This is a genomic window from Ochrobactrum teleogrylli (assembly GCF_006376685.1).
GTDB lineage: Bacteria > Pseudomonadota > Alphaproteobacteria > Rhizobiales > Rhizobiaceae > Brucella > Brucella teleogrylli.
In genome coordinates this window covers 69,498-94,043 of record NZ_VEWL01000008.1, presented here as the reverse complement: position 1 = coordinate 94,043, position 24,546 = coordinate 69,498, and the positions used below count along the sequence as shown (strand labels likewise).

Below are 24,546 nucleotides of genomic sequence, written 5' to 3'. Positions count from 1 at the left end.
CAACTGATGTTCCGTTGCGCCATTAATCAAATGTCTTTTTTGTTTTAGCTGCATGGCCGTTCGCTGCCATGCCCGCAGAAAAATTCTGCGCAATATCCGCAAGGGTCACACCCTGCAATCGGCTCAAAAGCAGTTGCTCTGCTTCCTTGAAGACACTTTCAAGCTTTTTATTAACCGCTTGTTCTATAACGCAACCGGGCATGTCATAGGCGGGGCCGACAGCGAAAATAGAAGGTTCCCCGACCGCGCGGTAAATGTCCAAAAGTGTCAGCTGGTCGAGTGGCCGCGCCAGTGTCCAGCCGCCTCCGTGCCCCTTCTCTGAATGCACATAGCCCTCTTTACGTAACCCGGCCATCGTGCGTCGGATCACCACCGAATTGGTATCCAGCATCGCTGCAATTTCTTCAGACGTCATCGCGCCATCATGATGATCCATGTGGATCAAAACATGCAACATGCGAGAGAGTCGACTATCCTGCCTCATATGCGTTCACTCTTTATATCTGCCTGATAGGACTGACCCGTTTATCGAACATTTCCTGTCAGAAAGCAATTTGACACACCGTAAGTTACATGACTATTGACTCGAGGATATCATGTAACTTATGATGTGCCATGTCGATTTTAACCCGCTTGATGTCCTGCCGAGGAGCTTCGTGCAGACAGCTCTGGCGCGCCATCGTCAACGGCTATCAAATGACCGGATAAACAATCATGCAAAATTACGAGACCATCATCATTGGCGGTGGCCCTGCGGGGCTTTCCGCAGCCTTGATCGCCGGACGCGCTCTGCGCAAAGTGCTCGTCATCGACGGAGGCGAGCCCCGAAATCGAAAAGCGCCCGCCATGCACAGTTACCTGTCACGGGATGGAATTCTGCCACAAGAATTTCGGAAGGTGTCGCGTGAAGAGCTATCGCGTTATGACACAGTGACCTATCGCGACGGTCTTGCCCAGGCGATCAGGCCAACAGATGGAGGCTACTCAGTAGAATTGGTCGATGGAGACATTGTTTCTGCGCCCAAAATTCTTCTCGCCCTTGGCCTGTCGGACCAGCTCCCGGCGATCGAAGGCCTGGCGAAGAACTGGGGACGAGGTGTTCATCATTGTCCATTTTGCGATGGTTTCGAACATCGCGGCGAGCATTGGGGTGTACTTGCCGAGAACGCCGCCATGCTGGAACATGCACCGTTTTTCAAAAACTGGGCGGGGCGTCTGACTGTATTGACCAACGGCGCTGATCTTCCAGCCGACAAATTGACCGATTTATCGCGCGTCGGAATCAACCTGGTACCGACACCAATTAAAGAGGTTCTTAGCGGTGATGGTCACACCATCGGCGGCATAATGCTCAAGGACGGTCGTCGAGAGGATATCCAGTCGCTATGGATCAGACCATTTCAAAGCCAAGCACCCATCGTCACGGGACTGGCACTCAATTTGCGCGAGGATGGGGGCCTGTGGCGCAATGAGATGAATGAGACTTCGTTGAAGGGAGTCTATGCCGCGGGTGATTGCGCGGCAGGGCCAATGCAGCAGGCCATCCTTGCCGCAGCCGATGGCGCCCGCACGATGTTTTCGATCATTCATAGCCTTGTGACCGCGCATTAAAGACATGCTTCACGAAGGCAGCTTGAAACGGCTGCCTTCGGGTCAGATAATGCTTGAACTTAATCCAGCACGTAGCAGGCTTTTCCTTTGCCCGGTGCCGGATCTCCGAACGAATAATTGTCGCAATCGACTCCGTCACGGAAAGTCCGTTCGATAAAGCGATCTTTCGCGCCATAGCGAACCCGTTTGCGCCCGTAGAAGTCGCAATATCCGCCTTCCTTCGCGCAAGGCCGCCAATCGCGATCCCGATCATAACGGTCGGGGCGATCCGGACGACCGGGGCGGTCGTAACGGTCACGGACAACGAAAGAGCAGCTCTTCTTCTTGCCCGGTGCTGGATCGTTAAAGACGCGGTTCGAGCACGGCACTTCCGGGCGATCAATAAAGCGAGAGGTGTTGCGTCCGCCTGTTCCATAGACCACTTCAGCCGGGTAAGGCAGTCGGCAAATTCCGCCTTCACTTGCGCAACGCTGCAATTCTGCCGCCGACGCGGATGTTGCGAGCAGCGGCGAAACCATTGTCATCACACCGCCGAGACATAGCGATGCAACCATCTTTTTAACTACAGATACCATACTGGGGTCCCTCCATATGCGCCGGACTATGCTTTAAATCCAACAGTTTGAATAGAGGATGAATGAGGTCGTACGCTTTGCGCTTAAGATAATTGCGTCGCCATATGGCGCAGACCTTTTACGGCACCTAAAACAGAAAAAGCCCCGCAAAACGGGGCTTTCCTAAAAAGACTAGAGCGGAGTTCGCTTAGCCCTTCGGGCTCAAATTCATGGAGAACCACTTTTCCGACATCTTGGCGAGCGTGCCATCTGCCCGCATTTCGCCCAGTGCATTGTCGAGCTTGGCTTTCAGTTCTGGCTCTTCCTTGCGCAGGCCGATGCAGACATTGGTTGCCTGAATGCCACCAACCAGAAGCGGCCCGGTGATCTTCAGCCTGCCATTGCTCTTCTCAGCACGGTCACGCGCGAAAACCACATTATCGTACTGACCGTCAACACGACCGGATTCGAGATCCAATTTAACCTGTTCCGATCCCTTATAGGTGCGGACCTGAACGGCATCACCGAAGTTCTGTTCGACAAACTGCAACTGGCTGGTCGAAAGCGACGCACCAATTGTCTTGCCTTTCAACGCTTCTTTGAGATCAGCAATCGCCTTTTTGCCTTCATCTGTATCTGTGGAAAGGCTTTCACCCGTATGCGGCAGATTGGCCAAAGGTCCATCAGCTGGCACCAGGAACGTATTCGGCGTAATCACATAAGGATCGGAGAAATCGATGACCTTGCGACGCTCTGGGTTTGGGCCCATCGTCAGTACTACGTCGAATTTTCCGGCCAGCAGCGACGGAATCTGGCTGTCCCAATCCTGCGCAACAATATTGCATTCAAGCTCGGCGCGCTTGCAAACTTCCTTGATGACATCGAGGTCAAGGCCCTGAAGCTCTCCGCCCGGGCTTGTAAGGTTGAAAGGCGGAAAGGCGCCCTCGACACCAACGGTCACAGCTTTCCAGTCTTTCGCCAAAACGCTGCCACTGTAAAGCATCGATAAAGTGCAAAGGCCAATGGCCGCAATTTTCTTCAGCATAGTTCCCTCGTGCTTATTTGTGTTTTTTATCTGCAATGCGGGCGGCGATTACGCGCTTTTCTCTGCCCGGTTGCTAAGAGTTTGAACCCGCTAACCAGCGATGAAAAGCGGAATTTGGTTCATATATATGAACTTTGTTCTGCTTTATGAAATCCGTGCATGACCGGCACACGTAAACACACCCGGTCCAAAAATCGGGCCAAAGTTAGTTTCAGCTGCACCACAAAGTTCTAGTTATCAACCATTTAGCTTGGCATAGCGTGCAATATCCGCGTGGGTCGCAAACCATATATCCTTATGTGTGCTAATATGCGCAATCAGTTCTTTCAGTATCCAGATTCTCGAACGGTGCCCGACGATATCTGGATGCATGGTCAGCTGGAAAATGCCCCCCTCTTCGTAAGCTGCATCGAACTCCCGGAGAAATATGTGGAGAATATCGTGCGGTGCGATCTGCGGGCGTAACCCACCCCATCTGTCCATGACGAGATAGGCTGCGTCATCTCGAATCCACTCCACAGGTAGTTCGGTGACACCACACGGCTCGCCATTAAGCAAAAGCTCGTAGCAATCTACATCCGCCATAAGCGATGAATCGTAGATCAATCCCATTTCTGAAGTGATCTGCAATGTGTTGTCGCTGAAATCCCAGGACGGCGTACGAATGCCGACCGGGCGAACACCGGTGATCTTTTCCAGCGTATCAGCAGCACGATGTTGAAGATCGCGCTCTGTTTCACCGTCAAGCAATGTGTTGCGCTCGTGTATCCAGCCATGAAGGGCAATTTCGTGCCCCTCGCCGATCAGGGCGCGTTGCTCATCAGGATAATGCATGGCCGAAATGGCAGGCACGAAGAATGTTGCCGGGATGTTATCGCGGCGCAGAATTTCGCGGATACGAGGGATGCCCTGCCTTGGGCCAAACTGCCCCTGCGACAAAGCCGATATTGATTTTCCGCCATCACGCAGTTCAAACGTGTCATGGTCTGAATCGAAGGACAAAGCGACTGCGCATCGAGCGCCGCCTTGCCAGGAAGACGGTTTGAAACTGCGGCCAGCGCGGGCACGATTCATGATGGTCTGAAGCCGTTCTTCAGACCATGTCCAGGTTGGAACAGGCGCGTCAGTTGTCATGATGTCGGCCCTCCACTGACCGATAATGTCTGGCCCGTGATCCAGCTCGCAAAGGGAGATGCGAGAAAAAGCACAGCATTCGAGATGTCTTCCGGCAGTCCGATCCGGCGCAACGGAATTTCGTTGATCATTGCGGCCTGCCCCTCATCACCATAGGAAGCCCACTGACGCTCATAGTCAGGGCTGGTGCGCAAAAAGCCGGGAGCAACGGCATTGACGTTGATCCCGAATGGTCCAAGCTCGTGACCCAGCTGGCGGGCAAGACTGATCAACGCAGCCTTCGCGCTCGCATAAGCCTGAATGCCAGTGAGGCTAACGCCAAGACCGGCGCCGCTGGAAATGAAGACCATTTTGCCCGTGCCCCGCCGCTTCATGGCCGGGACAAGTGCCCGGGCGACCAGAAATGCCCCGCGCACATTAATGTCGTAGATGCGATCCCAATCAGCGGCTGGAACGTTCTCCACCGGACGCTTCTTCTGTCCGAGGACACCACCGGCAACATGGACGAAGATATCAAAGCCTCCATTGGCCTCTTCTACCGCCGCCAATGCGGCTATCGCGGCTTCATCGGTCACATCCAGATGTACTGTTCTGATCGAGCCGCCACGCCCGGGCTGTGCCTCACGGGCCAATTCTGTCAGCTCATCGTCCAAAACATCGGTAGCAGTAACGATTGCACCGTCCGCAGCAAATGCCTCGCAGATAGCCCGCCCAATTCCCCTTGCGGCTCCGGTCACCAGAACCCGCTTTTCTTTGAATTCTATATCCATGTTATTGCTTGTCTGCTGTTGTTGGTTTGTATCCAAGGCGCGCGCTCAACTCTGCCGCATGCTTGACGACAGCGTCGATCATGCGCTGACGGCATGCGGTAAAGCGCGATGAGATGGTGGCCATATTGAGCGTTGCGACCACTTCGCCGCTGGCATCAAAAACTGGAGCAGCGACGCCGGACCCGCCGACAACCGCCTCTTCGTCACAGATTGCAAAGCCGTCCTCGCGGGCAACTTCAATGATACGACGTATCTGTACGCGATCGATCACGGTCTTATCCGTCAAAGGAACGATCCGTTCTTTGGCCAGATAGGAAGATGTCTTTTCCGGCTGCCAATGCGCCAGAAGAACCCGCCCCATTGCCGTGCAATAGGCAGGATCAGACCCTGTCAGATCGGAATCGAAGCGGACCGCCTGATGACTGACGCTCTTGGCGAGAAGCTTAACCCGCCCATCCTTGCGGCGTGTGCCGAGAAAAACGGTTTCGCCCTCACTGTCACGCATGGCGTCCATAATCGGCTGAGCCGTCGCGATCAGATAGGCATCGCTGCCGCTCGACCAGCCCGGCCCGTCACGAAACGCCTCATGGATGCGATAGGACTCGGTATCGTCCCGCACCACATAGGCGCGGGCTACCAATGTAGCCAGCAGATTGAACGTGCTGCTTTTGGGATAACCAAGCTCAGCGACAATTGCTTTGAGCGTCACCGGCTTATGCGCACGACCGAGGAATTCGAGGATCTCGAGAACCCGAACGGCCGACTTAACTTCACCACTGTTTTCAATGTTCATATATGTGAACCAAATTCCTATTGTGGAATAATGTGGCAGACATACGATCAAGTGGCAATACAAAAAGGAGCGCATCTGGAAATGAACTCACAAAACAAGGTTGCCATTGTTACTGGCGGGGCAAGAGGCATCGGAAAGGCTTGCGCTCTCGATCTGGCGCGTGCGGGCTATGACATTGCGCTGGTTGATCTGCTGGAAGTGGAACTGGCGGCAACCGCAGCCGAAATTGAAGGCCTCGGCGTCAAGGCGATCTCCTGCGTGGCCGATGTTTCCAGCCACAAGCGGGCTGGTGAAGTCGTCGCACAAACCGTTGAAACATTTGGCCGTCTTGACTTTCTGCTCAACAATGCAGGCCGTTCTGCCCCGGTTGGCATTCTCGACATTTCGGAAGATGAGTTCGACCGCGCGATCGCCATCAACCTGAAAAGCTGCTTCAATTATATCCAGCATTCGGCGCCACATATGCTGAAACAGGGCGGCGGCCGCATTGTTTCCATGTCGTCGCTCAATGCACTTTCCGGGGGGGTGACCGCAGCCGTCAGCAGGTTTGCCTATGCTGCCGCAAAAGCCGGCATTCTGGGCATGACCCGCTCGCTCGCCAAGGAACTCGGCCCGAATATCGCCGTAAATGCGATCTGCCCCGGCGTCATCCGCACCGAGATCGACACGAATGTTACCGAACGCGCCGATGAAGTCATCAAGGGCATCGCGCTCGGTCGCCTTGGTTGTGCTGACGACGTGGCACGCCTTGTCACGTTCCTTGCCACATCCGAACCGTGCTTCATAACCGGTCAGGCATTCACGGTTGATGGCTTTCAATTCAATGTTTGACATGAACGCAGAAGGAAGTAATCAGCACCACTTCAGATTACTCCCTTCGACGGGATTGCGCTGAAAAGCGCAATCCCGAACATAAGGGCGACAATAACGGACCTCAATACAATGGGAGCCAGACGATGGAGGGGCGAGCTATGGCGAAGAACCATCACGATATCTGGGATATTGTGGACGGCAAAAGTGCCGCTTATTTCGAACTCAGCGACACGGTTTGGGATCATCCTGAGACCAATTATGAAGAATATGAGTCCAGCGCAGCTCATGCTGCAATGCTTGAAGCTGAAGGGTTTCGCGTCTCGCGCGGCATCGCAGGACTGCCGACCGCCGTCATGGGCGAAGCAGGTGACGAAGGTCCGGTCATTGCCATTCTTGGCGAATTCGATGCCCTTCCCGGCTTGAGCCAGATCGCGGGCATTGCAGAAAAACAGCCCATCGAGGCAGGCGGACACGGCCATGGCTGCGGCCATAATCTGCTTGGTGCCGGTTCACTTCTGGCAGCGGCGGCAGTGAAGCAATATCTCGAAACACATGGGATCAAGGGACGTGTGCGCTATTACGGCTGCCCGGCGGAAGAAGGCGGATCAGCCAAGGGCTTCATGGTGCGCGAAGGCCTTTTTGACGATGTCGACGTCGCCTTTTGCTGGCACCCGGCACCTTTCGCAGGCGTCAACGACCCCGTATCGCTGGCCTGTAACGAAATAAGCTTTCATTTCACCGGTCGCGCGGCCCATGCAGCCTCCGCCCCCCATTTGGGACGCAGCGCTCTCGACGCCGTTGAGTTGATGAATGTCGGCGTCAATTACATGCGCGAGCACATGCCTTCTTCGGCCCGCATTCATTACGCTGTGACGGATACCGGCGGTTTCGCGCCCAATGTCGTGCAGGCCAAGGCCAGCGTGCGCTATCTCATCCGCGCGCTGAGCCTGCCCGTGATGCAGACCTTGTTGGAGCGGGTTAAGAAGATCGCCGACGGCGCAGCGCTTATGACGGAAACGACGGTACGCAGCGAAATTGTTAGCGGCGACGCCAATCTGATCGGCAACAAGCCGCTGGAACAGCTTATGCAGCGCGAGCTGGAGCGTTTGGGACCACCCGTATTCGACGCAAAAGATCAGGAAATGGCACAGCGTTTTCAGGCCACGCTGACCAAGGAAGACATTTCTGACGCTTTTCGCCGTTTCGGCGTCGAACCGAAGGAAGGCCTTGCTCTTTGTGAAGATGTTTATGAACCCTATAAGGGAGACAATTCCCTCGTTGGTTCGACAGACGTTGGTAGCGTGAGCTGGGTTGTCCCCACCGTGCAGATGCGTGGCGCTACCTGCGCTATTGGCACGCCGCTCCATTCGTGGCAAATGGTGGCGCAAGGTAAATTACCTGTGGCTCATAAAGGAATGGCTCATGCTGCAAAGGTCATGGGAAGCACGGCAGTGGAACTGTTTTTGCATCCCGAACGGATTGTAGAAGCCAAACAGGACCACGTGAAAAGGCTTAACGGCGATGCTTTCGTCAATCCTATTCCAGATAGTGTGCAGCCTGCCCTGCCCGTCGCAGCGAAATGAAACATGGTCCAGCGCGACCGCCGGAAAGTGAAATGAACTTCAATCAATCCTTCAAGAATTGGCCTCTCGCATCATGAAGGCTTTTTTCGACATTCTAAGCTTCGGCCCCGACGGCTGGGGCTATGTTCTCGTGATGGCGGCTTTGGTAACGGTCTCGCTGGCCGTTGTCGGTTTCCTGCTGGGTGCAACCATTGGCGTATTCGCCGCCTGGGCAAAGATTTCCGGCGGACGCACACTGCGCGGCGTTGCTGATGGCTACACCACCATCATTCGTGGCGTTCCCGATCTTCTGGTGATCTATCTGTTTTATTTCGGCGGCAGCGCCGCCGTTACGGCGCTTGGAAAGTTCTTCGGCGCTCAAGGCTTCATCGGCTTTCCCGCTTTTCTGGCTGGCGTGCTGGCCATTGGCATTTCCTGCGGTGCGCATCATACGGAAGTGTTTCGCGGCGCATTCAGAGCCGTATCCAAGGGAGAGCTTGAAGCTGCATCGGCCTGCGGCATGGGTCAGGCGCTCAAATTTCGTCGTATTATCGCGCCACTGGCCCTGCGCCATGCGCTGCCCGGTCTTGGCAATGTCTGGCAGGTTGCGTTGAAAGAATCTGCTCTGATCTCTGTTGTCGGCGTGGTCGATATTCTGCGTCAGGCGCAGATCGGCGCAGGCTCGACTGGACTCCCGTTCAACTTCTTCCTGATTGCAGGCGCGCTCTATCTGCTGATTTCCTCGGTTTCCGGCAGCATCCTGCAAGCCGCTGAACGTCACTTCTCGCGTGGCGTCAGGAGGGCAAAATGAACCTTCAATTCTACACAGAATCCTTTCTGGCAATGATGGGCGGGTTGCCGTTGACGTTGCAGCTTGCGGCCATATCCATCGTGTGCGGCGCAATTCTTGCCCTGCTGTTTGCTATGATGCGGTTGTCGGGAATAAAGGTCCTCGACTGGTTTGCTCGGCTCTATGTGTTCGTGTTCCGTGGAACGCCGCTTCTAGTGCAAATCTTCATCATCTATTATGGTCTCAGCCAATTTTCGACGATCCGCTATTCGTTCTTGTGGCCCATTCTCCGTGAGCCATACTGGTGCGCAATCATCGCGCTGACGCTGAACAATGCAGCCTATGCCAGCGAGATTATTCGCGGTGGTCTGCTGTCTGTGCCGCACGGCCAGATTGAGGCGGCAAAAGCCTGTGGCATGTCGCGTTTCACCTGCTTCCGCAGGATCGTGATGCCGCTTGCTATCCGACAGGCGCTACCCAGCTATGGCAATGAAATGATCTCGATGATCAAAGCAACCTCGCTTGCCTCCATCATCACGCTCATGGAAGTCACCGGCATTGCAGCCAAGCTCATTGCCGAAAGCTACCGCGTGATTGAGGTGTTCGTGATTGCGGGCGCGATCTATCTTGCTATCAATTTCGTTCTGACACGCTTGCTGCTGATCGCCGAATACAGGCTCACGCCCTATTTGCGCCAGCCCGTCGCTCGTATCTCCACCGAAGGAAAAACATCGTGAGTAAAGCCATCTCTCCCAACGCACCGGTGGCGCTAAAAGTCGAAAACCTGCGTAAAAGCTTTGGCGCGAATGAAGTGCTGAAGGGCATTTCGCTTGAAGCGCGCGAAGGCGAAGTCATTTCTATCCTTGGCTCTTCCGGCTCCGGAAAATCCACTTTGCTGCGTTGCATCAACCTTCTGGAAATTCCAACATCCGGCACCGTCACCGTTTCTGGCGAAACGATCCGGATGGCCAAGAACTCCAAGGGCGAAGCCTATCCCGCAGACAAGAAGCAGGTCTCGCGAATCCGCTCCGAACTGGGCATGGTATTCCAGAGCTTCAATCTCTGGTCACACAAGACTATTCTTGAAAACATCATCGAAGCGCCGATCTATGTTCAGGGTCGGCAGCGCGCGGAATGCATTGCAGAGGCCGAAGCGCTACTCGCCAAGGTTGGCATCGCAGATAAGCGCGACTTCTACCCCTCACATCTCTCCGGTGGTCAGCAACAGCGTGCCGCCATTGCCCGCGCATTGGCAATGAAGCCAAAGGTGATGCTGTTCGACGAGCCAACCTCCGCGCTCGATCCCGAACTCGTCGGCGAGGTACTGCGTGTCATGCGCGGCTTGGCCGAAGAAGGACGCACCATGCTCGTCGTCACCCACGAAATGGGCTTTGCCCGTGATGTGTCGAACCGGGTCATCTTCGTCCATCAGGGGCTGGTCGAAGAAGACGGCGCGCCCGAAGATGTGTTTACAAACTCCAAATCAGAGCGTTTTCGCAAGTTTATCAGCCATGAAAACGCTGGCTGATTATTTCAAACGTCACTGATTTATGCCAAAAGACCGCTCAGCACTTAACTGCAGTAAGGTAATTAAGATGAAGACCAAGGGATTGTTCAAAGCCCTTCTCGTTTCGGCCCTCGTTGTGACCGCTGCTTCGGCCCATGCCGAAGAGAAGAAGTGGACCAAGCTCACCATCGCGACCGAAGGCGCGTTCCGTCCATATAATTTCACCAAGCCAGACGGTACGCTGGACGGTTATGAAATCGAACTGAGCAAAGACCTCTGCGCCCGCATGAAGGTTGAGTGCACCATGATTGCACAGCCTTTCGACGGCATCATCCCGGCCTTGAATGCAGGCAAGTTCGACGCGATCATGGCTGGCCTTACCGCTACGCCGAAGCGCGAAGAAACCATCGACTTTTCCGTCTCTTATGGCTTGACCCCGCAGACCTTCGCCACGCTGAAGGATAGCCCATTCGCAAAGCTGCCACATACGGGCGAAACGCTCTATCTGGCCAAGGACGAAGCTGCCGCTCAGAAGGCGATTGACGACGTCAACGCTGAAATCAAGGGCCGCACAATCGGTGTACAGACTGCCTCGCTCGGCCTCTCGCTGCTCGACAAGTATTTCAAGGATTCTGCCGATATTCGTGAATACAAGACCACCGATCAGCACGACCTCGACCTCAAGTCGGGCCGCGTCGATCTTGTCGTCGCTTCATTGGCTTATCTGAGCGATGCGGCCAAAAAGCCCGGCAATGAAGATATTGTCATGACCGGTCCTTTCTTTAAGGGCGGCATTCTGGGTCGCGGCGTCGCCGTTGGTCTTCGCAAGAACGAACCTGAACTTCAGAAGATGTTCAATGAAGCCATTGAAGCCGCTAAGGCCGATGGCACCATCAAGCGTCTTTCTGAGAAGTGGTTCGGTTTCGACGTGACACCGTAATCGGTTCGTCAGCGATACTGTTGAAAGGCCGCCTCAAGGGCGGCCTTTTTTATGTCAAGAAGCCGCTTGATCAGGCGCCGTATTTCGACTCCACCGGCCACACTGACTGGAGCTTTTCACCACCTAGAATACGGTCACGGGCCGAAGCTTCGTTTGCGCCCAGCTTGTCGGCCTGATCCGCGACGGCAGCAACCATGGCCTTAGGGATGACGACAACGCCATCGATATCCGCGAAGATGACGTCGCCCGGCATGATCTTCACGCCGGCGATTTCGATTGGAACTTGCGAGAGCTTCGGTTCCATCTTGCCGGATACCGAAACCGGAGACCGCGCGCGACCGAAAAGCGGATAGCCAAGATGGCGAACCTGCGCGATATCACGCACCGTTCCGTTGACGATCGTGGCAGCCGCGCCCCGCGTTTTCGCGCCTGTGCTCATCAGCTCTCCCGAGCAGGAACCCTGCGCGCAGGACGCATCAACGACAACAATACCGCCCTTTGGCGCGTTGTCGATGGCATTGTGATAGACATCCTGCGGCTGATTGCGTCGTTCGCTTGGCGCAAACTGCACCGTGACTGCGGGACCGCAAACCACTTCGCCCGGCTTCAATTCACCCTGTAACGATATACCGTCCAGATAGCCCCAGCCACCCAGTTGTTCAAGACTGTCATGGACATCGCCGGAATACCATTTCGAAAGACGCTCGATCGACGCCCAGTCTGTATCGGAATAATCGAAGTTGCTCATTTGGTTTTGACCTTGTTCTTGAGATTTGAATTGTCTAGCGCCACCTTGAGATAACGCGAACTTTCATCGATCTGTCTGCGAATGGATTGCCGGGCGGTCTCGGGTTCTCTGGCCTTGATGAGGTTGTAAATTTCCTCATGCTCGGCAAACCCATCTTCCAGCGATTTGTTCGGCACGCGGCTCGTGACCCGGATGACGTCGATGATGATCGAGAAAAGATTGTCATAAACGACATTGAGGATTTCGTTGCCCACGGAATGTACGAGCCCAAGATGAAAAGCGGCATCGCTGTCGGTAAAACGGGCCATGTCATTGGCGTCAGCCGCAGCCCTCATACTGGCAAGCGCTTCGTCAACTTCCGGCGTCATCACCAGGTCTTCCGAACTCAGTCGCGTCACGACTTCCGTCTCGATGATCCGGCGCACATCCATGAGTTGGACGAGATAGTCGGAATTATTGGCAAAGAGCTGTTTGACAGTCGTTGCAAGCGAACCGAGAAATTCTCCGACATCGTCACGTACAACAAGCGCTCTTTCACCGTGTTTGCGGCGAACGAGCCCCTTTGTTTCGAGGATTTGAAGCGCTTCACGAACAGATCGCGTGCTTACATTGAATTCACGCGCCATTGCGGCTTCGGCAGGCAGACGATCGCCAATCTTGAGCTTGCCGGAAAGTATCTGAGCTTCCAGCGCCTCAACGACCGAGACGTGCAGCTTGTCACGATCAGGTAACGCGCGCCTCGTCAGATATCGATTGTCTGCCTGTTCTGTCACCATGCCGTAAAGCCTCCATCCACAACGACATTCGAACCTGTCATATAGGACGAGGCATCGGATGCCAGAAACTGTATCACGCCATTATATTCATCGATCTCTGCTTGTCGGTTCATCGGAACGCGTTCGAGAAACGCATCCACAAATTCCTTGTCAAAGTTTGCGGTTTTCACGCCACCGAACGAAATCAGGTTTACTCGGACATTTTTGGTTCCCCAATAGGTGCCAAGATAGCGGGTCAAGTTGACAAGACCGGATTTGGAAGCCGCATAGGAGACGGCCTTGATGAACGGCTCGCCATCTCGTGCTTCGCGATATGCATAGAGCGCCTGATTGGGCGACACGATGCCGTAGATCGAACCGACATTGATGATGCTGCCGCGTCTGGCGTCGGCCATCTTCGAGCCGATGACCTGACAGCACAGCATCACACCCGTCAGATTGGTCTCGATGATCTCGTTCCAGTATTTCTGCGGGTAAATTTCAAAAGGGCTGTTCTGGTCGGCAGAGCCAGACGGCTTTGAATCAATGCCAGCATTATTGACCAGAATATGCGGCACACCCCAATCGGCGATGAGCTGTTCGGTTGCCTGCTCAAGGCTGGCCTTGTCCGTAACACTCGCGACATAAACGCGAATGTTCTTCGTCAAGCCCGGAAACTTCGCTTCGAGATCGCCAGCGTCGATAGCCCGGCGGCTGAAGATCGCCACCTTGGCGCCAGCTTCGGCAAGCGACTTGCTGAACTGGGTTCCGAGCTGCCCCAACCCGCCTGTTACAATGGCGATCTTGTCTCTCACACTGAACTTGTCTGTCATAATTTCATTCCTGCACCTTAGAGCTCGTTTCGATCTGACCGGATCAGATCGGCGCTCTAAATGTTTGTTTTAACACGCATCTTTTCCGAAAGCTGTTTCATGCTTTTCGGGATGCGCTCCAATCTGCTGGCTTCGGGGTCGTCCAAGTTCTCAAGAGCAAGGTTCCGTTCCATCAGTATTCAGACCAGCACTGTGGCGGGTTGTGTCTTTCACAGCCCCGCCACGGCAGTTGTGTCACGACCGAGGCAAGTCACTGGCCAGCAGTTTCTGCGGGTCCAGACGAGCGCCATGATATTTTTCGTAAATGTCGATCAGCTTGCCGTTGTCGAGATTGGTCTTGATCCACGCGTCGATCCATTCCTTGAGCTTCGGCTCGTTCTTGCGGAGTGCAATACCCAGCGGGTAAGCCTTGGCGACAAACTTTTCTTCGAGGTCGAGCTTGGGATTGGCCTTGATCAATTCCGTCAGAAGCGGGCGGGACGTTGCATAAATTGCAATCTGGCCGCTGGTGACTGCCGCACTCGATGTTGGATCGTCCTCAAACCGCACGATCTGGACGCCGGCAACATCCGCCGTCTTTTCCGTCAGATTGGTGTCGTTGACCGTACCGCGCGTGACCGCAACCGATGCATCAGTTAGATCCGCATAGGATTTCACTTTTGCTTCTTTGGGTGCTGCAACGACGATTGCGGTTTCAGCATAGGGAATGCTGAAATCAACGACCTCCAGCCGCTCCTTTGTTATTGAAAGCGTGGACACCGCCAAATCAGCCTTGCCGGAGACAAGAAACGGAATGCGACCCGAGGTTGGAACCGTCAGGAACTCCACATCCACGCCCAGGTCCTTGGCCAACAGCTTCGCTGTTTCGACTTCCGAGCCGGTCGGCTGGAACTGTGCATCGCGCATCGCATAGGGCGGGTTGCCGAGATCAATGGCGACCTGCAGCTTGCCTTTCTGGCGGATCGTATCCAGTTGATCGGCAAAAGAGGTCTGGGGCATCATGGCCGCCATACCGATGCCAAGTCCCATTATTGCCAGAAATTTTCTCTTGTTCAGAATAGTCATATTTCCTCCTCCTGTTGTTGATGATGTCGCTCCTCATCGACACCACATGCTCATGATCGGATGTTCAGTGATGCGCGCCAACGAAGCTGCGCAATTCAGGTGTTTGCGGATTTGCCAAAATTGTCGGCTCGCCCTGTTCGCAAATCTGGCCCTGATGCATGAAGACAATTCTGTCTGCCACGCGCTGGGCAAAATCCATTTCGTGGGTGACGAGCAGCATCGTCATGCCACCCCGCGCCAGATCTTCGATGACCTTCAGCACTTCTCCGGTCAGTTCAGGGTCCAGCGCCGAAGTGACCTCGTCGAACAGCATGACCTTCGGCTTCATCGCGAGTGATCGGGCAATGGCTACACGTTGCTGTTGTCCGCCGGACAATTGCTCGGGATAGGAATCTATCTTTTCCGCCAGTCCAACCTGCCGCAAAACCGTCTCGGCTATTTCGCGCGCGGCGGGTCTAGTCAGTTTCTTGACCCAGCGCAGCGCCAGAGTGATGTTTTGTTCAACCGTCAGATGCGGGAAGAGGTTGTAGCTTTGAAAGACGATGCCAACATCCTGTCGGAGCGCGCGCAGATTGATATTGGGATCACTGACACGATGATCGCAAACCCAGATATCTCCGTTGTTGACGGTTTCGAGCCGGTCGACACAGCGAAGCGCTGTGCTTTTGCCGGAACCGCTTCGTCCAATCAGAGCAACAACCTGTCCCTTCTCAATTTCGAGATTGATACCTCTCAGCACTGGCAGCGAGCCATAGCTTTTATGAACGTCAACAAACTTAACGACGGCTGACACTGTACATCCTCTCGAATTTCCGGCTGGCCGCTGAGAGCGGGAAGCAAATGCAAAAGTAGAAGAATGCGATCACGAGATAGGTCGTGAAGGGCTGGAACGTCGAAGCGTTGATTTCCTTGCCGATATAGGTCATCTCGGCCATGCCGATGATCGATGCGAGCGACGTGTTCTTGACGATCTGGACCATGAAGCCGACTGTTGGCGGCGTTGCGATGCGAATAGCCTGGGGCATGATGACGAAGAACAGCCCCTGCAATCCAGTCAAGGCCAGACAATCGGATGCTTCCCACTGCGTGCGTGGCACGGATTGCAGGCTACCTCGCCAGATGGCGCCAAGGAAGGCGCTCGCGAAGATCGTCATCGCAACGCTGGCCGCAAAAAGTGACGAAACTTCAATGCCGAAGACCGGCAAACCGAAGTAAACGATGAACATCAGGATCAGAACCGGTGTGCCCTGCACAAGAACGGTATAACCATCGACCAGAGCAACCAAAGCCTTGTTCTTTGCTATTCCAGCCAGCGCCACGGCAAAGCCAAGCAGGCCCCCGAATATGAAGGCGATGATCGAAAGCAGAACTGTCCAGACCAAGCCTTGAAGCAGAACTTCGATGTGAATCCAGGAGAAATTCGTAAACATCCCGACCTCCTAAAGATTGGTGCCAAGACGGCGTTTGCGTGGAAACAACGCCAACCCCAGAATCTTGAACAGTCCCCGCATCAATAGGGAAAGAACGAGATAAATCACCAGAATGACGAGATAGACTTCGAAAGAACGAAAGGTCATCGACTGGATTCTGGACGCAGCTCCGGTCAGCTCTTCAGCCGATATCTGCGATGCAACACTTGTTGCCAGCATCAACAGCACATACTGACTGACGAGAGCGGGATAAACCTTCTCAAGTGCTGGCGGCAGCATAATCCCTGCAAGCATTTGCAGCCGGGACAGTCCCAGTGTGTCAGCAGCTTCCAGCTGGCCGGGGTGAATGGCCTGCAAGCCCGCGCGAATGATCTCGCTGGAGTAAGCGCCAACATTGATGGTCAGGCCGATTAGCGCCGAGGTCTGGGCGGAAAATTTGACGCCCATGGAAGACAGTCCGAAATAGACCAGAAACAGCTGCACGAGCAGAGGTGTATTGCGGATCGCCTCGACATAGATCGCCACGAGAATGCGCAGGAACTTGTATTTGCTGATGCTGGCAACCGCACAGATCGTGCCCAGCACGAAGCCCAGCGCCGTGACAATCAGGGACATTTGGATCGTCGCCAAAGTACCTTTGAGCAGCAGCGGCCAATACTGGCTAAGGAAGCTGAAACTGAACTCGTAACTCATAGAGACTTCACCAGTTCAGGCGAAGAACCCTGCAAGGCACAAGTCAGTTTCTGTTCCACGCCCAACCACAGACAGGCAGATGCTCCGCCTGAAACACAGCCGCACGCGATCACACAATCGAAGATTGCAGTGTACAATCCAGTCACAAATATTTCCTCCCAAGCTCGATGTGCTCCACCCTCACAAGGGTCTCCTCGAAGCGACATCTGCTCAATTTCAACCAAGCTAATTCCAACTTATGACATATGTCAAGATCACGGGCGGATTTCTTTGCTATGGGGATGAAACTTACATTTCCACCCGAAACTTATTCCGCTTTTGGTCGAAAAATCGCCGTGTGCGCCATAGGCAGACGGTACAAAAGCAAACCAACCGGCAATAACCGGTTGGCTTACTTTGCTAACAACTCATTGAAATATTTTAGTAATAGCGTATCCGCCATCAATCACAACGGCTACGGACGAAAAAGAATATCGCCCGTTTTCCGTTCACTCCCATTTAGGCAAGTGCGGCACTTAAATCATGGGAGAGATCATTGATTTCCCGCAGGTCGAGCTCGGATTCCACATGTTCAAGGTGGTGTGCCATCAGATCGGCGGCCTTTGTGACGTCGCCATGCAGAATCGCTTCCACAATCTCCGCGTGTTCATCAGGCCCGCAGTTGAAGCGGTTGGTATTGCGGTAGACAGCCGTGATGAGAGAGGTGCGCGAAATGAGATCGCGCATCGTTGTGAACAGAAAATCAGACCCCGTCAATTCGGCCAGCAGCAGATGAAAACCACCTGACAGCTTGATAATATCGGTCGTGACATTGTTCTTGTTGGCGACACGTTCTTTCGCAACATGGTCGCGCAAAATCTTGATCTTGTCCTTTGACGGAGAACGCCCAAGGCGCTCGACCACACAACGCTCAACAGTCCGGCGTACGAAGAACACATCCCGCGCTTCTTCCACGGTCGGCTTGCAAACAAAAGCGCCGCGATTGGGAATAATCGTGACAAGCCCTTCCCGTTCAAGCGCGGCAAGCGCCTGACGGATACGCGCACGGCTGACGTGAAAAATCGTCGCCATCTGCTCTTCTTTAAGCTGCACCCCCGGACGCAGACGGCGCTCGGCAATGGATAGCCATACTTTCTCAACAATCTGCTGCGTCGAGACACCTGTCTGATCAGTCATGGTCTTGCTCCCGTTCCGATTCAGGAAGCGTGATGCGACCGAAAAAGTCAACTATTGCAACCGCAAAGCGCCTACAAAATTGTCAACAATACATCGTGATGCTTCTATTTCAGGCACATATTCCGCAGATGGCGTTCGTATTGCCCGTCTTCACACGCGGATAGTCATAGGTGTTCACCTTCGAAGTCGCGTAGCCCGCTCCGACCAAAGCTTCGGCAAGCTTCACCGCCGCCGCAACGCCGTCGATCACCGGAACGCCCGTTGCATCCCGCAACCGGTCGCACAAGGACGTCATGCCCGCGCAGCCGAGAATGATCGCCTCCGCCCGATCTTCGCGTTTGGCGAGTTCGATCTCGTTGATCAAAAGCCGTTCTGCTTCCGCAGGATCATCTTCCAAGCCGAGTACCGGCAAATTGATCGCACGCACTTTTCTGCAATGACGATCTGCGCCGTAATCACTGACCAGATCTTCGATGATCGGAACCGACCGCGGCAAGGTCGTGATAATTGAAAAGCGCCGGCTGATCGTCATAGCCACCTGTACCGCCGCCTGACAAATACCCAGTACCGGACCCTTCGCGATCTCGCGCGCCGCATGCAGGCCGGGATCGTCAAAGCAGGCGATCACATAGGCGTCCACACCTTGCGCTTCACCTTTTCGGATTTCCGCAAGCATGCCCGGCACAGCCAGTGCTTCGTCGGTTCCGCCTTCAATGCTGACAGGCGTGTCGGCAGGATTTGAGGCTGAGACCGTGGTGCTGCTGTGTTTGACGAGCAGAGCACTATCAAGAGCTTGCTCTGTCATAGACGCTGTTGAGTTAGGATTGATCAGATGAATGTGCATGGTAAAAATTCTCGAAGAACCGTCGTTCTGGCCTAGTTTTCCGGCTTCACGAAATCGGCGATGGGCGGTGCCTTCAAAACGAACTGACGATCTGAAGTGATGTAATTGTCGGCGTGAAGCCGGGCAATCGGTTGATAGAATTCGGGATCGACGTAGTGGCCGTCGGCATCCAGACAATTGCGACGAACGTGCATATGCACCACCTCACCCAGGATAAGCGCGCGACGCGGATAATCGATCACACGTTCGACACGGCACTCGAAGGTGCAAGGTGCCTGCTCAGCAAAAGAGACATCGATTTTCTGGCAGGGTGTCGCTGACAGCCCCGCCATCTCAAGCTCATCGACCTCGCTGTCGAAACCCAATCCGCAGATCAGCATCTGTTCCGACAATGCCATGTCGATCATGCTGATTGCGAACTCGCCAGTGCGACGGATATTCGCCAGCGTGTCCTTCTCCTCACCGGAAAGACGTGGTTGAATGCCCAGAACGACAATGGCCGGGTCGTGCGAAAACACGTTGAAGAAACTCATCGGCGCGGCATTGCTATGGCCTGCTGGTGAACGGGTTGTCACAAGTGCTATCGGTCGTGGACCGATGAAATTCGTCAGAAGCCTGTAACGGCTTTGAGGGTCCAACTCTTCAAAATCGAATTCCATCACGTCCCCAGAACCTGATTTATTATCTACAATAATATTTCATATTGTCGACAATTTAACAACCCGCTTTAATCCCGACTGGAGCACTTATCCGCAGATCTCGGCACCTGCTTTAAACGTGCAACAGTAGCCCAACGCGGTGCCTGAACACCCTACCTATATCAGGCAGCTGCTGCGGCCTCTTCCACCAGATGACAGGCGACGCGTGTGCCATTCGACAAAGTCTGCATCTTCGGCGCTTCTTGCGCGCAGCGCGCCACCGCAAACGGACACCGCGGATGGAATGTGCAACCCGAAGGCGGTTTCAGCGGGCTTGGAACTTCACCGCTTGCCGGTGTGCGGTTGCGATTGGGAGATTCAATGTTGGGGATCGTCTGCAACAAAAGCTGCGTATAGGGATGACGCGGCTGCGCGAAGAGTTCTTCCGTATTACCCTCTTCAACAATCCGCCCCAGATACATGACCGCGATACGATCGGACATGTGGCGAACGACGCTCATATCATGGCTGATGAAGAGGTAGGTCAGGCCCAGCTCATCCTGCAAGCGGCGCATAAGATTGAGCACCTGCGCCTGCACCGAAACGTCCAGCGCCGAAGTCGGCTCGTCGCAAACAAGAAACTCAGGCTCGCTCGCCAAGGCACGCGCAATTGAAATGCGCTGCCGTTGCCCACCGGAAAACTCATGCGGAAACTTTTCGCCGTCGGAGGGTGAAAGCCCGACAGTACGCAGAAGTTCCTCCACGCGCTCGGTGACTTCCGCCGCTGTTTTGCGCAGTTTCAATTCGCGCAATGGTTCAGCGATGATGTTCTTGACGCGCCAACGAGGATTGAGCGAGGCATAAGGGTCCTGAAATATCATCTGCGCCGTCAATGGCGCACCACTTTTGCCGGGCGCAAACCGCATTTGGCCGCTTGTTGCACCATGCAATCCGGTGACCAGTCGGGCCACGGTTGACTTTCCGCATCCACTTTCACCAACGATACTCAGACAACCACCTGCTGGCACCGTAAAGCTGATATCGTTGACAGCCTGGAGGTACTGGCGCGGCTTGCGCTCTATCACTCTGTTGAGCCATGGAGCCGAGACATCAAATGTCTTGACCAGACGCTCGACGGTCAAAGCCGCAGTTTCTTTCGACGGATTCGTCATACGCTGCCTCCTGCGTTGAGCCAACAAGCGCTTGCGCCAAGGTTGGGGTTTTGACTGATAAGGTTGAGTTCGGGGCGCTCCTCAAGACAGCGTGGCACCGCGACCTTGCAACGCGGATTGAAAGCGCAGCCCTTGGGAATAGCGTCAAGACGCGGCATTGAGCCATCGATCTGATTCAGCTTTTCCACGCGCGCACCAAGCGAAGGGATCGAGGCCATCAAGCCCTGTGTATAGGGGTGACGCGGCTTATGCAGAACCTGTTCGACAGGCCCGATCTCAATCAGTCGCCCCGCATACATTACGGCAATGCGATCAGCGGCTTCGGCAATCACGCCCATATCGTGCGTAACGAGCATAACGGCGGTTTGCTTTTCCTTGCAGAGTTTCCGCAGGAGCGAAATGATCTGTGCCTGGATCGATACGTCCAGCGCCGTCGTCGGTTCATCGGCAATGACGAGCTTAGGGGAAGCGGCAAGTGCAAGTGCAATCACCACGCGCTGCCGCATACCGCCCGAGAACTGATGCGGATACTGGTTGACGCGGTCCTCCGGCGAAGGAATGCCAACATCGCGCAGCAACTGGATAGCCCGTTCACGCGCCTGAGCCTTGCCAAGACCAAGATGCCGCCGGATCGTTTCGACAAGCTGCGCGCCCACCGTGAACAGCGGATTGAGCGAGGTGAGCGGATCCTGAAAGATCGCGCCGATTTCACGTCCGCGAATTTTCTCCATGGCGCGGTCATCCAGTGTGTCTATCCGGCGCTTGCCAAGCCACACTTCACCGTCGGCGATATGCCCAGGCGCTTCCAGCAGGCCCTGAATGGCCAGACCGGTCATCGACTTGCCAGCACCGGATTCACCCACAACACCAAGGATTTCACCGGGCCGGATCGACAGGCTGACATCTGACAGAGCGGTAACCGTGCCATGACGCCCTGGAAAATCCACGCGCAGATTGCGCACTTCAATGATTGGTTCTTGCATGTCATGCATTGAAATCACCTTCTATCGGATAGCTGGAAGGGAAGATTTCCGCGACAGGAGGATGGTTCCAGCTGCGCTCGGGATATTTGGCGATAAGTCCGTCGAACTGGGCCTGTGCCTGACGACGAGCTTGTTCCATATCCAACCCTGCAAGCTTTCGATTAATCATGGAAGCGCGGCCATCGACAAAGACCGCGCGCGTGATCTTGCCCGAACCGCCTGTGACAATGGTCGTGATGGGGTCAACTGTCGCGGCCATGATGGTATCGTCGAGATCGAAGATCGCTATATCCGCTCTCGCACCCCGTGAGAGGTGACCGAGATCATCGCGTCCGAGTGCTTTTGCGCCACCAATGGTCGCCGCGTCAAAAAGATCGGCTGACCGCAAACGGTCCGGCGCACCATCGGCGATGCGGCCAGCGATAAGGCCCGTCAGCAAATTCATGAGCATATCTGGAGGCGTGGTATCTGTGCCCATGGCAATATTGATCCCCCGCTTGCGGCAAGCGGAGAAGGATTTGAGGATCGAACCGCTGCGTGCCGATACCAGCGGACAATGCACAATGGAAACGCCATTGGCCGCATAGAGGCCCAGATCTTCATCTGTGGCATTCGTCGCGTGAGGTGCAATCATCCGGTCGCTGAGCAGACCATGTTTCGCAAGCCAGACCGGAGCAGTCGAGCCATGCAGCATCCGCACAGTATCGACTTCCATCGTGCCTTGAGCCATGTGAAGACGGAACTTGCAGCCAAGGTCGCGCGCCGCTGCATCAGTGCGTTGCAACAATCCAAGTGTCGAAGTCTCGACCCGATCCGGGGCCAACATACCGCGCACCAGATCGCCGTGACGCCCATTCTGGCGCTCGATATAGGCAATGGCGTCTTTCAGCCCCTGAAAACCACGCTCTTCGTCGAAAACCGGAATAATCTTTCCCGGTTCTTCCAGAACCATACCGCCGGAACGGTAGGCAGGACTCAGGTAAACGCGTAGCCCCAGTTCACCAGCCGCCTCGGCAGCAGCATCGAACTCGGCAACTGTTTCGCCCCATTCTCGATAGAATAGAGAGGCGATAGGCGCTGCCGTGGTGATCCCGTTCAACAGGAGTTGGCCGAACGCAAAGCGCTTTTGAAAAGCCAGCTCGTCCTGACTGTACATCTCATAAGGGCCAGCCTCGATATAAGACCGTGGCCAGACGCGACCCTTGGCCCAACCAGGATGGTTGTCTATGCCAAGAATGGTGGTGTCGAGGTCCGACAAGGCATCAAGATCAATGAGACCCGGCGAGATTAGCGCATTGCCGAAATCGATGCGGCGCGCCAGTTCCCCGGTGAAGCCATGTCCAACAAAGACAATCTCGCCGTGTTCAAAAACGACTTCACCATTGCGTAAAAGCGTATGGCCGCCATCCTTGTGCCCAACCACCCAACAGGCGGTAATCAAAGTCCGTCCATCAGGACGCTGACCGAGGGTTAATGTGTCAATAGCATTGTTCATCACGGCATCTCCACCACAGCAACGCCGTTGCGTGCAGTGACGCGACCGTTCTTGACCACCAGAGGGCGCGGTGCGATATCCACCACGGCATGGGCCAATGTTTCACCCGTCAGAAGGGTAAAGTCGGCATTGCAGCCCACATCCAGACCATAGTTTTCAAGACGCATCACATCCGCGCCGCCTTGAGAGACGATGTACAGGAGATGTTCCAGATCATGGTCCGAGCGGACACCGTTTTTCATGCCAATAATCTTGGCACGGTCTAGCATATCCGGCTGGCCCCAAGGTCCCCAGGTGTCGCGAATGCCATCACAACCACCACCAATGCGCACGCCCGCTTCCTTCAGGCGCTTGATCGACGGCACCGTGGCCGATGGCGCGCCGGTCGTCAGAATTGCGACATCCAGAGCCGCGATCTGTTCGATCAACTGGCCGACGCGCAAATAATCATTCATGCCGAGCGCGAAAGCATGGCTGATCGCCACCTTCCCTTCCATACCGTTGGCGCGAATGCGCTCAAAGATGAGTTCCATCGTGAACGCGCCAAGATCGCCGGTCTCATGCAGATGAATATCAATCGGTACGCCGTGCTTGAGTGCGAGCGCGAACAGAATATCGAGCTGACCCTTTGGGTCGCGATCAATACCGCATGGATCAATACCACCCAGAACTTCACAACCCTGACGCAAGGCCTCATCGAGCAATTCTTCCGTACCAGGCATGACCATCAGACCCGACTGCGGGAATGCAACGATCTCGATATCGATGATGCCTTTCAGCTTCTCGCGTGTTGCCCAGACGCCTTCGACCAATGACAATCCATGAGTGGGGTCGATATCGACATGGCTGCGGATATGCGTTGCGCCATGGGCAGCAAGACCGATTGCATGACGCATTGACTGACGATGCGGATCAAGGCCGATTTCCAGTCGGTGCTCGCGTTCGAAGTCGATACGTTCGCGCAGGATCGCGGCACGATTATTGACATGCCAGGGCATGCCCCAGGTCGTCTTGTCGAGATGCGTATGCGCATCAATCAGGCCGGGCGCCATGATTGCATTGCCACCATCTTCGATGGCCATGCCCGGCTCTGCCTCGAACCGTCCGAAACCCGCAATCTTCCCATCCTTGATCAAGACATCGCACGTATCGCCAGCCATAGGGCGCACATTGCGGAGCAAAAGATTGTTCATCG

27 protein-coding genes are annotated in these 24,546 nt (G+C 54.9%); 7 read left to right on the top strand and 20 right to left on the bottom strand.

Annotated features, from left to right (window positions below; translation table 11 throughout):
* Positions 1-22 precede the first annotated feature (22 nt).
* Positions 23-484, bottom strand: coding sequence for an RrF2 family transcriptional regulator (locus FIC94_RS13915; RefSeq protein ID WP_109366012.1), 462 nt, complete (start codon positions 482-484; stop codon positions 23-25).
* 230 nt (positions 485-714) lie between these two features.
* Here FIC94_RS13915 and FIC94_RS13910 point away from each other — a divergent pair, with 230 nt between their 5' ends.
* The gene (locus FIC94_RS13910) at positions 715-1,611 is read left to right on the top strand and encodes an NAD(P)/FAD-dependent oxidoreductase (RefSeq protein ID WP_140025268.1); all 897 of its coding nucleotides are present in this window, start codon (positions 715-717) and stop codon (positions 1,609-1,611) included.
* Between the two features lie 59 nt (positions 1,612-1,670).
* Here FIC94_RS13910 and FIC94_RS13905 read toward each other — a convergent pair whose 3' ends face one another.
* The 5 genes from FIC94_RS13905 to FIC94_RS13885 all read right to left on the bottom strand — a co-directional run bounded on the left by FIC94_RS13905 (position 1,671) and on the right by FIC94_RS13885 (position 5,907).
* Entirely contained in the window at positions 1,671-2,186 is a 516-nt protein-coding gene (locus FIC94_RS13905; protein ID WP_140025267.1) for a hypothetical protein, read from the bottom strand.
* A 187-nt stretch (positions 2,187-2,373) separates the two neighbouring features.
* Complete coding sequence (locus tag FIC94_RS13900; RefSeq protein ID WP_124915448.1) at positions 2,374-3,210, bottom strand: transporter substrate-binding domain-containing protein; 837 nt, start codon at positions 3,208-3,210, stop codon at positions 2,374-2,376.
* A gap of 237 nt (positions 3,211-3,447) precedes the next feature.
* Positions 3,448-4,344 (bottom strand): polysaccharide deacetylase family protein, encoded by an 897-nt coding sequence (locus FIC94_RS13895; RefSeq protein WP_140025266.1) that lies wholly within the window; start codon positions 4,342-4,344, stop codon positions 3,448-3,450.
* The gene (locus FIC94_RS13890) at positions 4,341-5,114 is read right to left on the bottom strand and encodes an SDR family NAD(P)-dependent oxidoreductase (RefSeq protein ID WP_140025265.1); all 774 of its coding nucleotides are present in this window, start codon (positions 5,112-5,114) and stop codon (positions 4,341-4,343) included. Before FIC94_RS13890 ends, FIC94_RS13895 begins: the two co-directional genes overlap by 4 nt.
* A 1-nt stretch (position 5,115) precedes the next feature.
* Positions 5,116-5,907, bottom strand: coding sequence for an IclR family transcriptional regulator (locus FIC94_RS13885; protein ID WP_109366018.1), 792 nt, complete (start codon positions 5,905-5,907; stop codon positions 5,116-5,118).
* A gap of 81 nt (positions 5,908-5,988) precedes the next feature.
* Between FIC94_RS13885 and FIC94_RS13880 the strand changes: the two genes are divergently transcribed.
* The 6 genes from FIC94_RS13880 (at position 5,989) to FIC94_RS13855 (ending at position 11,519) form a co-directional block, all read left to right on the top strand.
* A complete protein-coding gene (locus tag FIC94_RS13880; RefSeq protein ID WP_109366426.1) occupies positions 5,989-6,738 on the top strand; it encodes an SDR family NAD(P)-dependent oxidoreductase in 750 nt (249 codons plus the stop codon).
* 140 nt (positions 6,739-6,878) lie between these two features.
* A complete protein-coding gene (locus FIC94_RS13875; protein WP_235892012.1) occupies positions 6,879-8,303 on the top strand; it encodes a M20 family metallopeptidase in 1,425 nt (474 codons plus the stop codon).
* A 73-nt stretch (positions 8,304-8,376) separates the two neighbouring features.
* Complete coding sequence (locus tag FIC94_RS13870; RefSeq protein ID WP_109366020.1) at positions 8,377-9,093, top strand: ABC transporter permease; 717 nt, start codon at positions 8,377-8,379, stop codon at positions 9,091-9,093.
* Positions 9,090-9,809, top strand: coding sequence for an ABC transporter permease (locus tag FIC94_RS13865; protein ID WP_140025263.1), 720 nt, complete (start codon positions 9,090-9,092; stop codon positions 9,807-9,809). Before FIC94_RS13870 ends, FIC94_RS13865 begins: the two co-directional genes overlap by 4 nt.
* Entirely contained in the window at positions 9,806-10,600 is a 795-nt protein-coding gene (locus FIC94_RS13860; protein ID WP_140025262.1) for an ABC transporter ATP-binding protein, read from the top strand. The genes FIC94_RS13865 and FIC94_RS13860 overlap by 4 nt, the downstream gene beginning before the upstream one ends.
* Before the next feature lie 67 nt (positions 10,601-10,667).
* A complete protein-coding gene (locus tag FIC94_RS13855; RefSeq protein ID WP_109366023.1) occupies positions 10,668-11,519 on the top strand; it encodes a transporter substrate-binding domain-containing protein in 852 nt (283 codons plus the stop codon).
* A gap of 70 nt (positions 11,520-11,589) precedes the next feature.
* Here FIC94_RS13855 and FIC94_RS13850 read toward each other — a convergent pair whose 3' ends face one another.
* From FIC94_RS13850 to FIC94_RS13785, 14 genes are all read right to left on the bottom strand, one after another.
* Positions 11,590-12,267, bottom strand: a complete 678-nt coding sequence (locus tag FIC94_RS13850; RefSeq protein WP_140025261.1) for an RraA family protein — start codon at positions 12,265-12,267, stop codon at positions 11,590-11,592.
* On the bottom strand, positions 12,264-13,043 hold the full coding sequence (locus FIC94_RS13845) for a FadR/GntR family transcriptional regulator (protein WP_078337161.1): 780 nt from the start codon (positions 13,041-13,043) through the stop codon (positions 12,264-12,266). Before FIC94_RS13845 ends, FIC94_RS13850 begins: the two co-directional genes overlap by 4 nt.
* Positions 13,037-13,855, bottom strand: coding sequence for an SDR family oxidoreductase (locus FIC94_RS13840; protein ID WP_140025260.1), 819 nt, complete (start codon positions 13,853-13,855; stop codon positions 13,037-13,039). The genes FIC94_RS13845 and FIC94_RS13840 overlap by 7 nt, the downstream gene beginning before the upstream one ends.
* A 234-nt stretch (positions 13,856-14,089) precedes the next feature.
* Positions 14,090-14,920 (bottom strand): transporter substrate-binding domain-containing protein, encoded by an 831-nt coding sequence (locus tag FIC94_RS13835; protein WP_210237295.1) that lies wholly within the window; start codon positions 14,918-14,920, stop codon positions 14,090-14,092.
* A gap of 64 nt (positions 14,921-14,984) precedes the next feature.
* The gene (locus FIC94_RS13830) at positions 14,985-15,713 is read right to left on the bottom strand and encodes an amino acid ABC transporter ATP-binding protein (RefSeq protein ID WP_140025259.1); all 729 of its coding nucleotides are present in this window, start codon (positions 15,711-15,713) and stop codon (positions 14,985-14,987) included.
* Positions 15,697-16,350: an amino acid ABC transporter permease gene (locus FIC94_RS13825; RefSeq protein ID WP_140025258.1), complete on the bottom strand. Its 654-nt coding sequence runs from the start codon at positions 16,348-16,350 to the stop codon at positions 15,697-15,699. The genes FIC94_RS13830 and FIC94_RS13825 overlap by 17 nt, the downstream gene beginning before the upstream one ends.
* 9 nt (positions 16,351-16,359) lie before the next feature.
* Positions 16,360-17,043 carry an amino acid ABC transporter permease gene (locus FIC94_RS13820; protein ID WP_140025257.1) on the bottom strand — a complete coding sequence of 228 codons (684 nt, stop codon included), beginning with the start codon at positions 17,041-17,043 and terminating at the stop codon, positions 16,360-16,362.
* 498 nt (positions 17,044-17,541) lie between these two features.
* The gene (locus FIC94_RS13815; RefSeq protein WP_140025256.1) at positions 17,542-18,219 is read right to left on the bottom strand and encodes a GntR family transcriptional regulator; all 678 of its coding nucleotides are present in this window, start codon (positions 18,217-18,219) and stop codon (positions 17,542-17,544) included.
* A 109-nt stretch (positions 18,220-18,328) separates the two neighbouring features.
* Complete coding sequence (locus FIC94_RS13810; RefSeq protein WP_121537840.1) at positions 18,329-19,063, bottom strand: aspartate/glutamate racemase family protein; 735 nt, start codon at positions 19,061-19,063, stop codon at positions 18,329-18,331.
* 32 nt (positions 19,064-19,095) lie between these two features.
* Positions 19,096-19,722 (bottom strand): flavin reductase family protein, encoded by a 627-nt coding sequence (locus FIC94_RS13805; RefSeq protein ID WP_121537986.1) that lies wholly within the window; start codon positions 19,720-19,722, stop codon positions 19,096-19,098.
* Between the two features lie 161 nt (positions 19,723-19,883).
* Positions 19,884-20,873, bottom strand: a complete 990-nt coding sequence (locus FIC94_RS13800; RefSeq protein WP_140025255.1) for an ABC transporter ATP-binding protein — start codon at positions 20,871-20,873, stop codon at positions 19,884-19,886.
* Positions 20,870-21,865, bottom strand: coding sequence for an ABC transporter ATP-binding protein (locus tag FIC94_RS13795; protein WP_121537836.1), 996 nt, complete (start codon positions 21,863-21,865; stop codon positions 20,870-20,872). Before FIC94_RS13795 ends, FIC94_RS13800 begins: the two co-directional genes overlap by 4 nt.
* Complete coding sequence (locus FIC94_RS13790; protein ID WP_140025254.1) at positions 21,858-23,351, bottom strand: amidohydrolase family protein; 1,494 nt, start codon at positions 23,349-23,351, stop codon at positions 21,858-21,860. The genes FIC94_RS13795 and FIC94_RS13790 overlap by 8 nt, the downstream gene beginning before the upstream one ends.
* A complete protein-coding gene (locus tag FIC94_RS13785; RefSeq protein ID WP_140025253.1) occupies positions 23,351-24,544 on the bottom strand; it encodes an amidohydrolase family protein in 1,194 nt (397 codons plus the stop codon). Before FIC94_RS13785 ends, FIC94_RS13790 begins: the two co-directional genes overlap by 1 nt.
* Positions 24,545-24,546 lie beyond the last annotated feature (2 nt).

Bases quoted from the DNA above. Each gene is read 5' to 3' on its own strand.
- FIC94_RS13875 (WP_235892012.1), top strand. From the start codon at position 6,879: ATGGCGAAGAACCATCACGATATCTGGGATATTGTGGACGGCAAAAGT.
- FIC94_RS13910 (WP_140025268.1), top strand. From the start codon at position 715: ATGCAAAATTACGAGACCATCATCATTGGCGGTGGCCCTGCGGGGCTT.
- FIC94_RS13800 (WP_140025255.1), bottom strand. From the start codon at position 20,873: ATGACGAATCCGTCGAAAGAAACTGCGGCTTTGACCGTCGAGCGTCTG.
- FIC94_RS13870 (WP_109366020.1), top strand. From the start codon at position 8,377: ATGAAGGCTTTTTTCGACATTCTAAGCTTCGGCCCCGACGGCTGGGGC.
- FIC94_RS13840 (WP_140025260.1), bottom strand. From the start codon at position 13,855: ATGACAGACAAGTTCAGTGTGAGAGACAAGATCGCCATTGTAACAGGC.
- FIC94_RS13825 (WP_140025258.1), bottom strand. From the start codon at position 16,350: ATGTTTACGAATTTCTCCTGGATTCACATCGAAGTTCTGCTTCAAGGC.
- FIC94_RS13815 (WP_140025256.1), bottom strand. From the start codon at position 18,219: ATGACTGATCAGACAGGTGTCTCGACGCAGCAGATTGTTGAGAAAGTA.
- FIC94_RS13895 (WP_140025266.1), bottom strand. From the start codon at position 4,344: ATGACAACTGACGCGCCTGTTCCAACCTGGACATGGTCTGAAGAACGG.
- FIC94_RS13865 (WP_140025263.1), top strand. From the start codon at position 9,090: ATGAACCTTCAATTCTACACAGAATCCTTTCTGGCAATGATGGGCGGG.
- FIC94_RS13820 (WP_140025257.1), bottom strand. From the start codon at position 17,043: ATGAGTTACGAGTTCAGTTTCAGCTTCCTTAGCCAGTATTGGCCGCTG.
- FIC94_RS13835 (WP_210237295.1), bottom strand. From the start codon at position 14,920: ATGACTATTCTGAACAAGAGAAAATTTCTGGCAATAATGGGACTTGGC.
- FIC94_RS13855 (WP_109366023.1), top strand. From the start codon at position 10,668: ATGAAGACCAAGGGATTGTTCAAAGCCCTTCTCGTTTCGGCCCTCGTT.
- FIC94_RS13905 (WP_140025267.1), bottom strand. From the start codon at position 2,186: ATGGTATCTGTAGTTAAAAAGATGGTTGCATCGCTATGTCTCGGCGGT.
- FIC94_RS13845 (WP_078337161.1), bottom strand. From the start codon at position 13,043: ATGGTGACAGAACAGGCAGACAATCGATATCTGACGAGGCGCGCGTTA.
- FIC94_RS13915 (WP_109366012.1), bottom strand. From the start codon at position 484: ATGAGGCAGGATAGTCGACTCTCTCGCATGTTGCATGTTTTGATCCAC.
- FIC94_RS13795 (WP_121537836.1), bottom strand. From the start codon at position 21,865: ATGCATGACATGCAAGAACCAATCATTGAAGTGCGCAATCTGCGCGTG.
- FIC94_RS13850 (WP_140025261.1), bottom strand. From the start codon at position 12,267: ATGAGCAACTTCGATTATTCCGATACAGACTGGGCGTCGATCGAGCGT.
- FIC94_RS13885 (WP_109366018.1), bottom strand. From the start codon at position 5,907: ATGAACATTGAAAACAGTGGTGAAGTTAAGTCGGCCGTTCGGGTTCTC.
- FIC94_RS13890 (WP_140025265.1), bottom strand. From the start codon at position 5,114: ATGGATATAGAATTCAAAGAAAAGCGGGTTCTGGTGACCGGAGCCGCA.
- FIC94_RS13790 (WP_140025254.1), bottom strand. From the start codon at position 23,351: ATGAACAATGCTATTGACACATTAACCCTCGGTCAGCGTCCTGATGGA.
- FIC94_RS13805 (WP_121537986.1), bottom strand. From the start codon at position 19,722: ATGGAATTCGATTTTGAAGAGTTGGACCCTCAAAGCCGTTACAGGCTT.
- FIC94_RS13880 (WP_109366426.1), top strand. From the start codon at position 5,989: ATGAACTCACAAAACAAGGTTGCCATTGTTACTGGCGGGGCAAGAGGC.
- FIC94_RS13900 (WP_124915448.1), bottom strand. From the start codon at position 3,210: ATGCTGAAGAAAATTGCGGCCATTGGCCTTTGCACTTTATCGATGCTT.
- FIC94_RS13810 (WP_121537840.1), bottom strand. From the start codon at position 19,063: ATGCACATTCATCTGATCAATCCTAACTCAACAGCGTCTATGACAGAG.
- FIC94_RS13785 (WP_140025253.1), bottom strand. From the start codon at position 24,544: ATGAACAATCTTTTGCTCCGCAATGTGCGCCCTATGGCTGGCGATACG.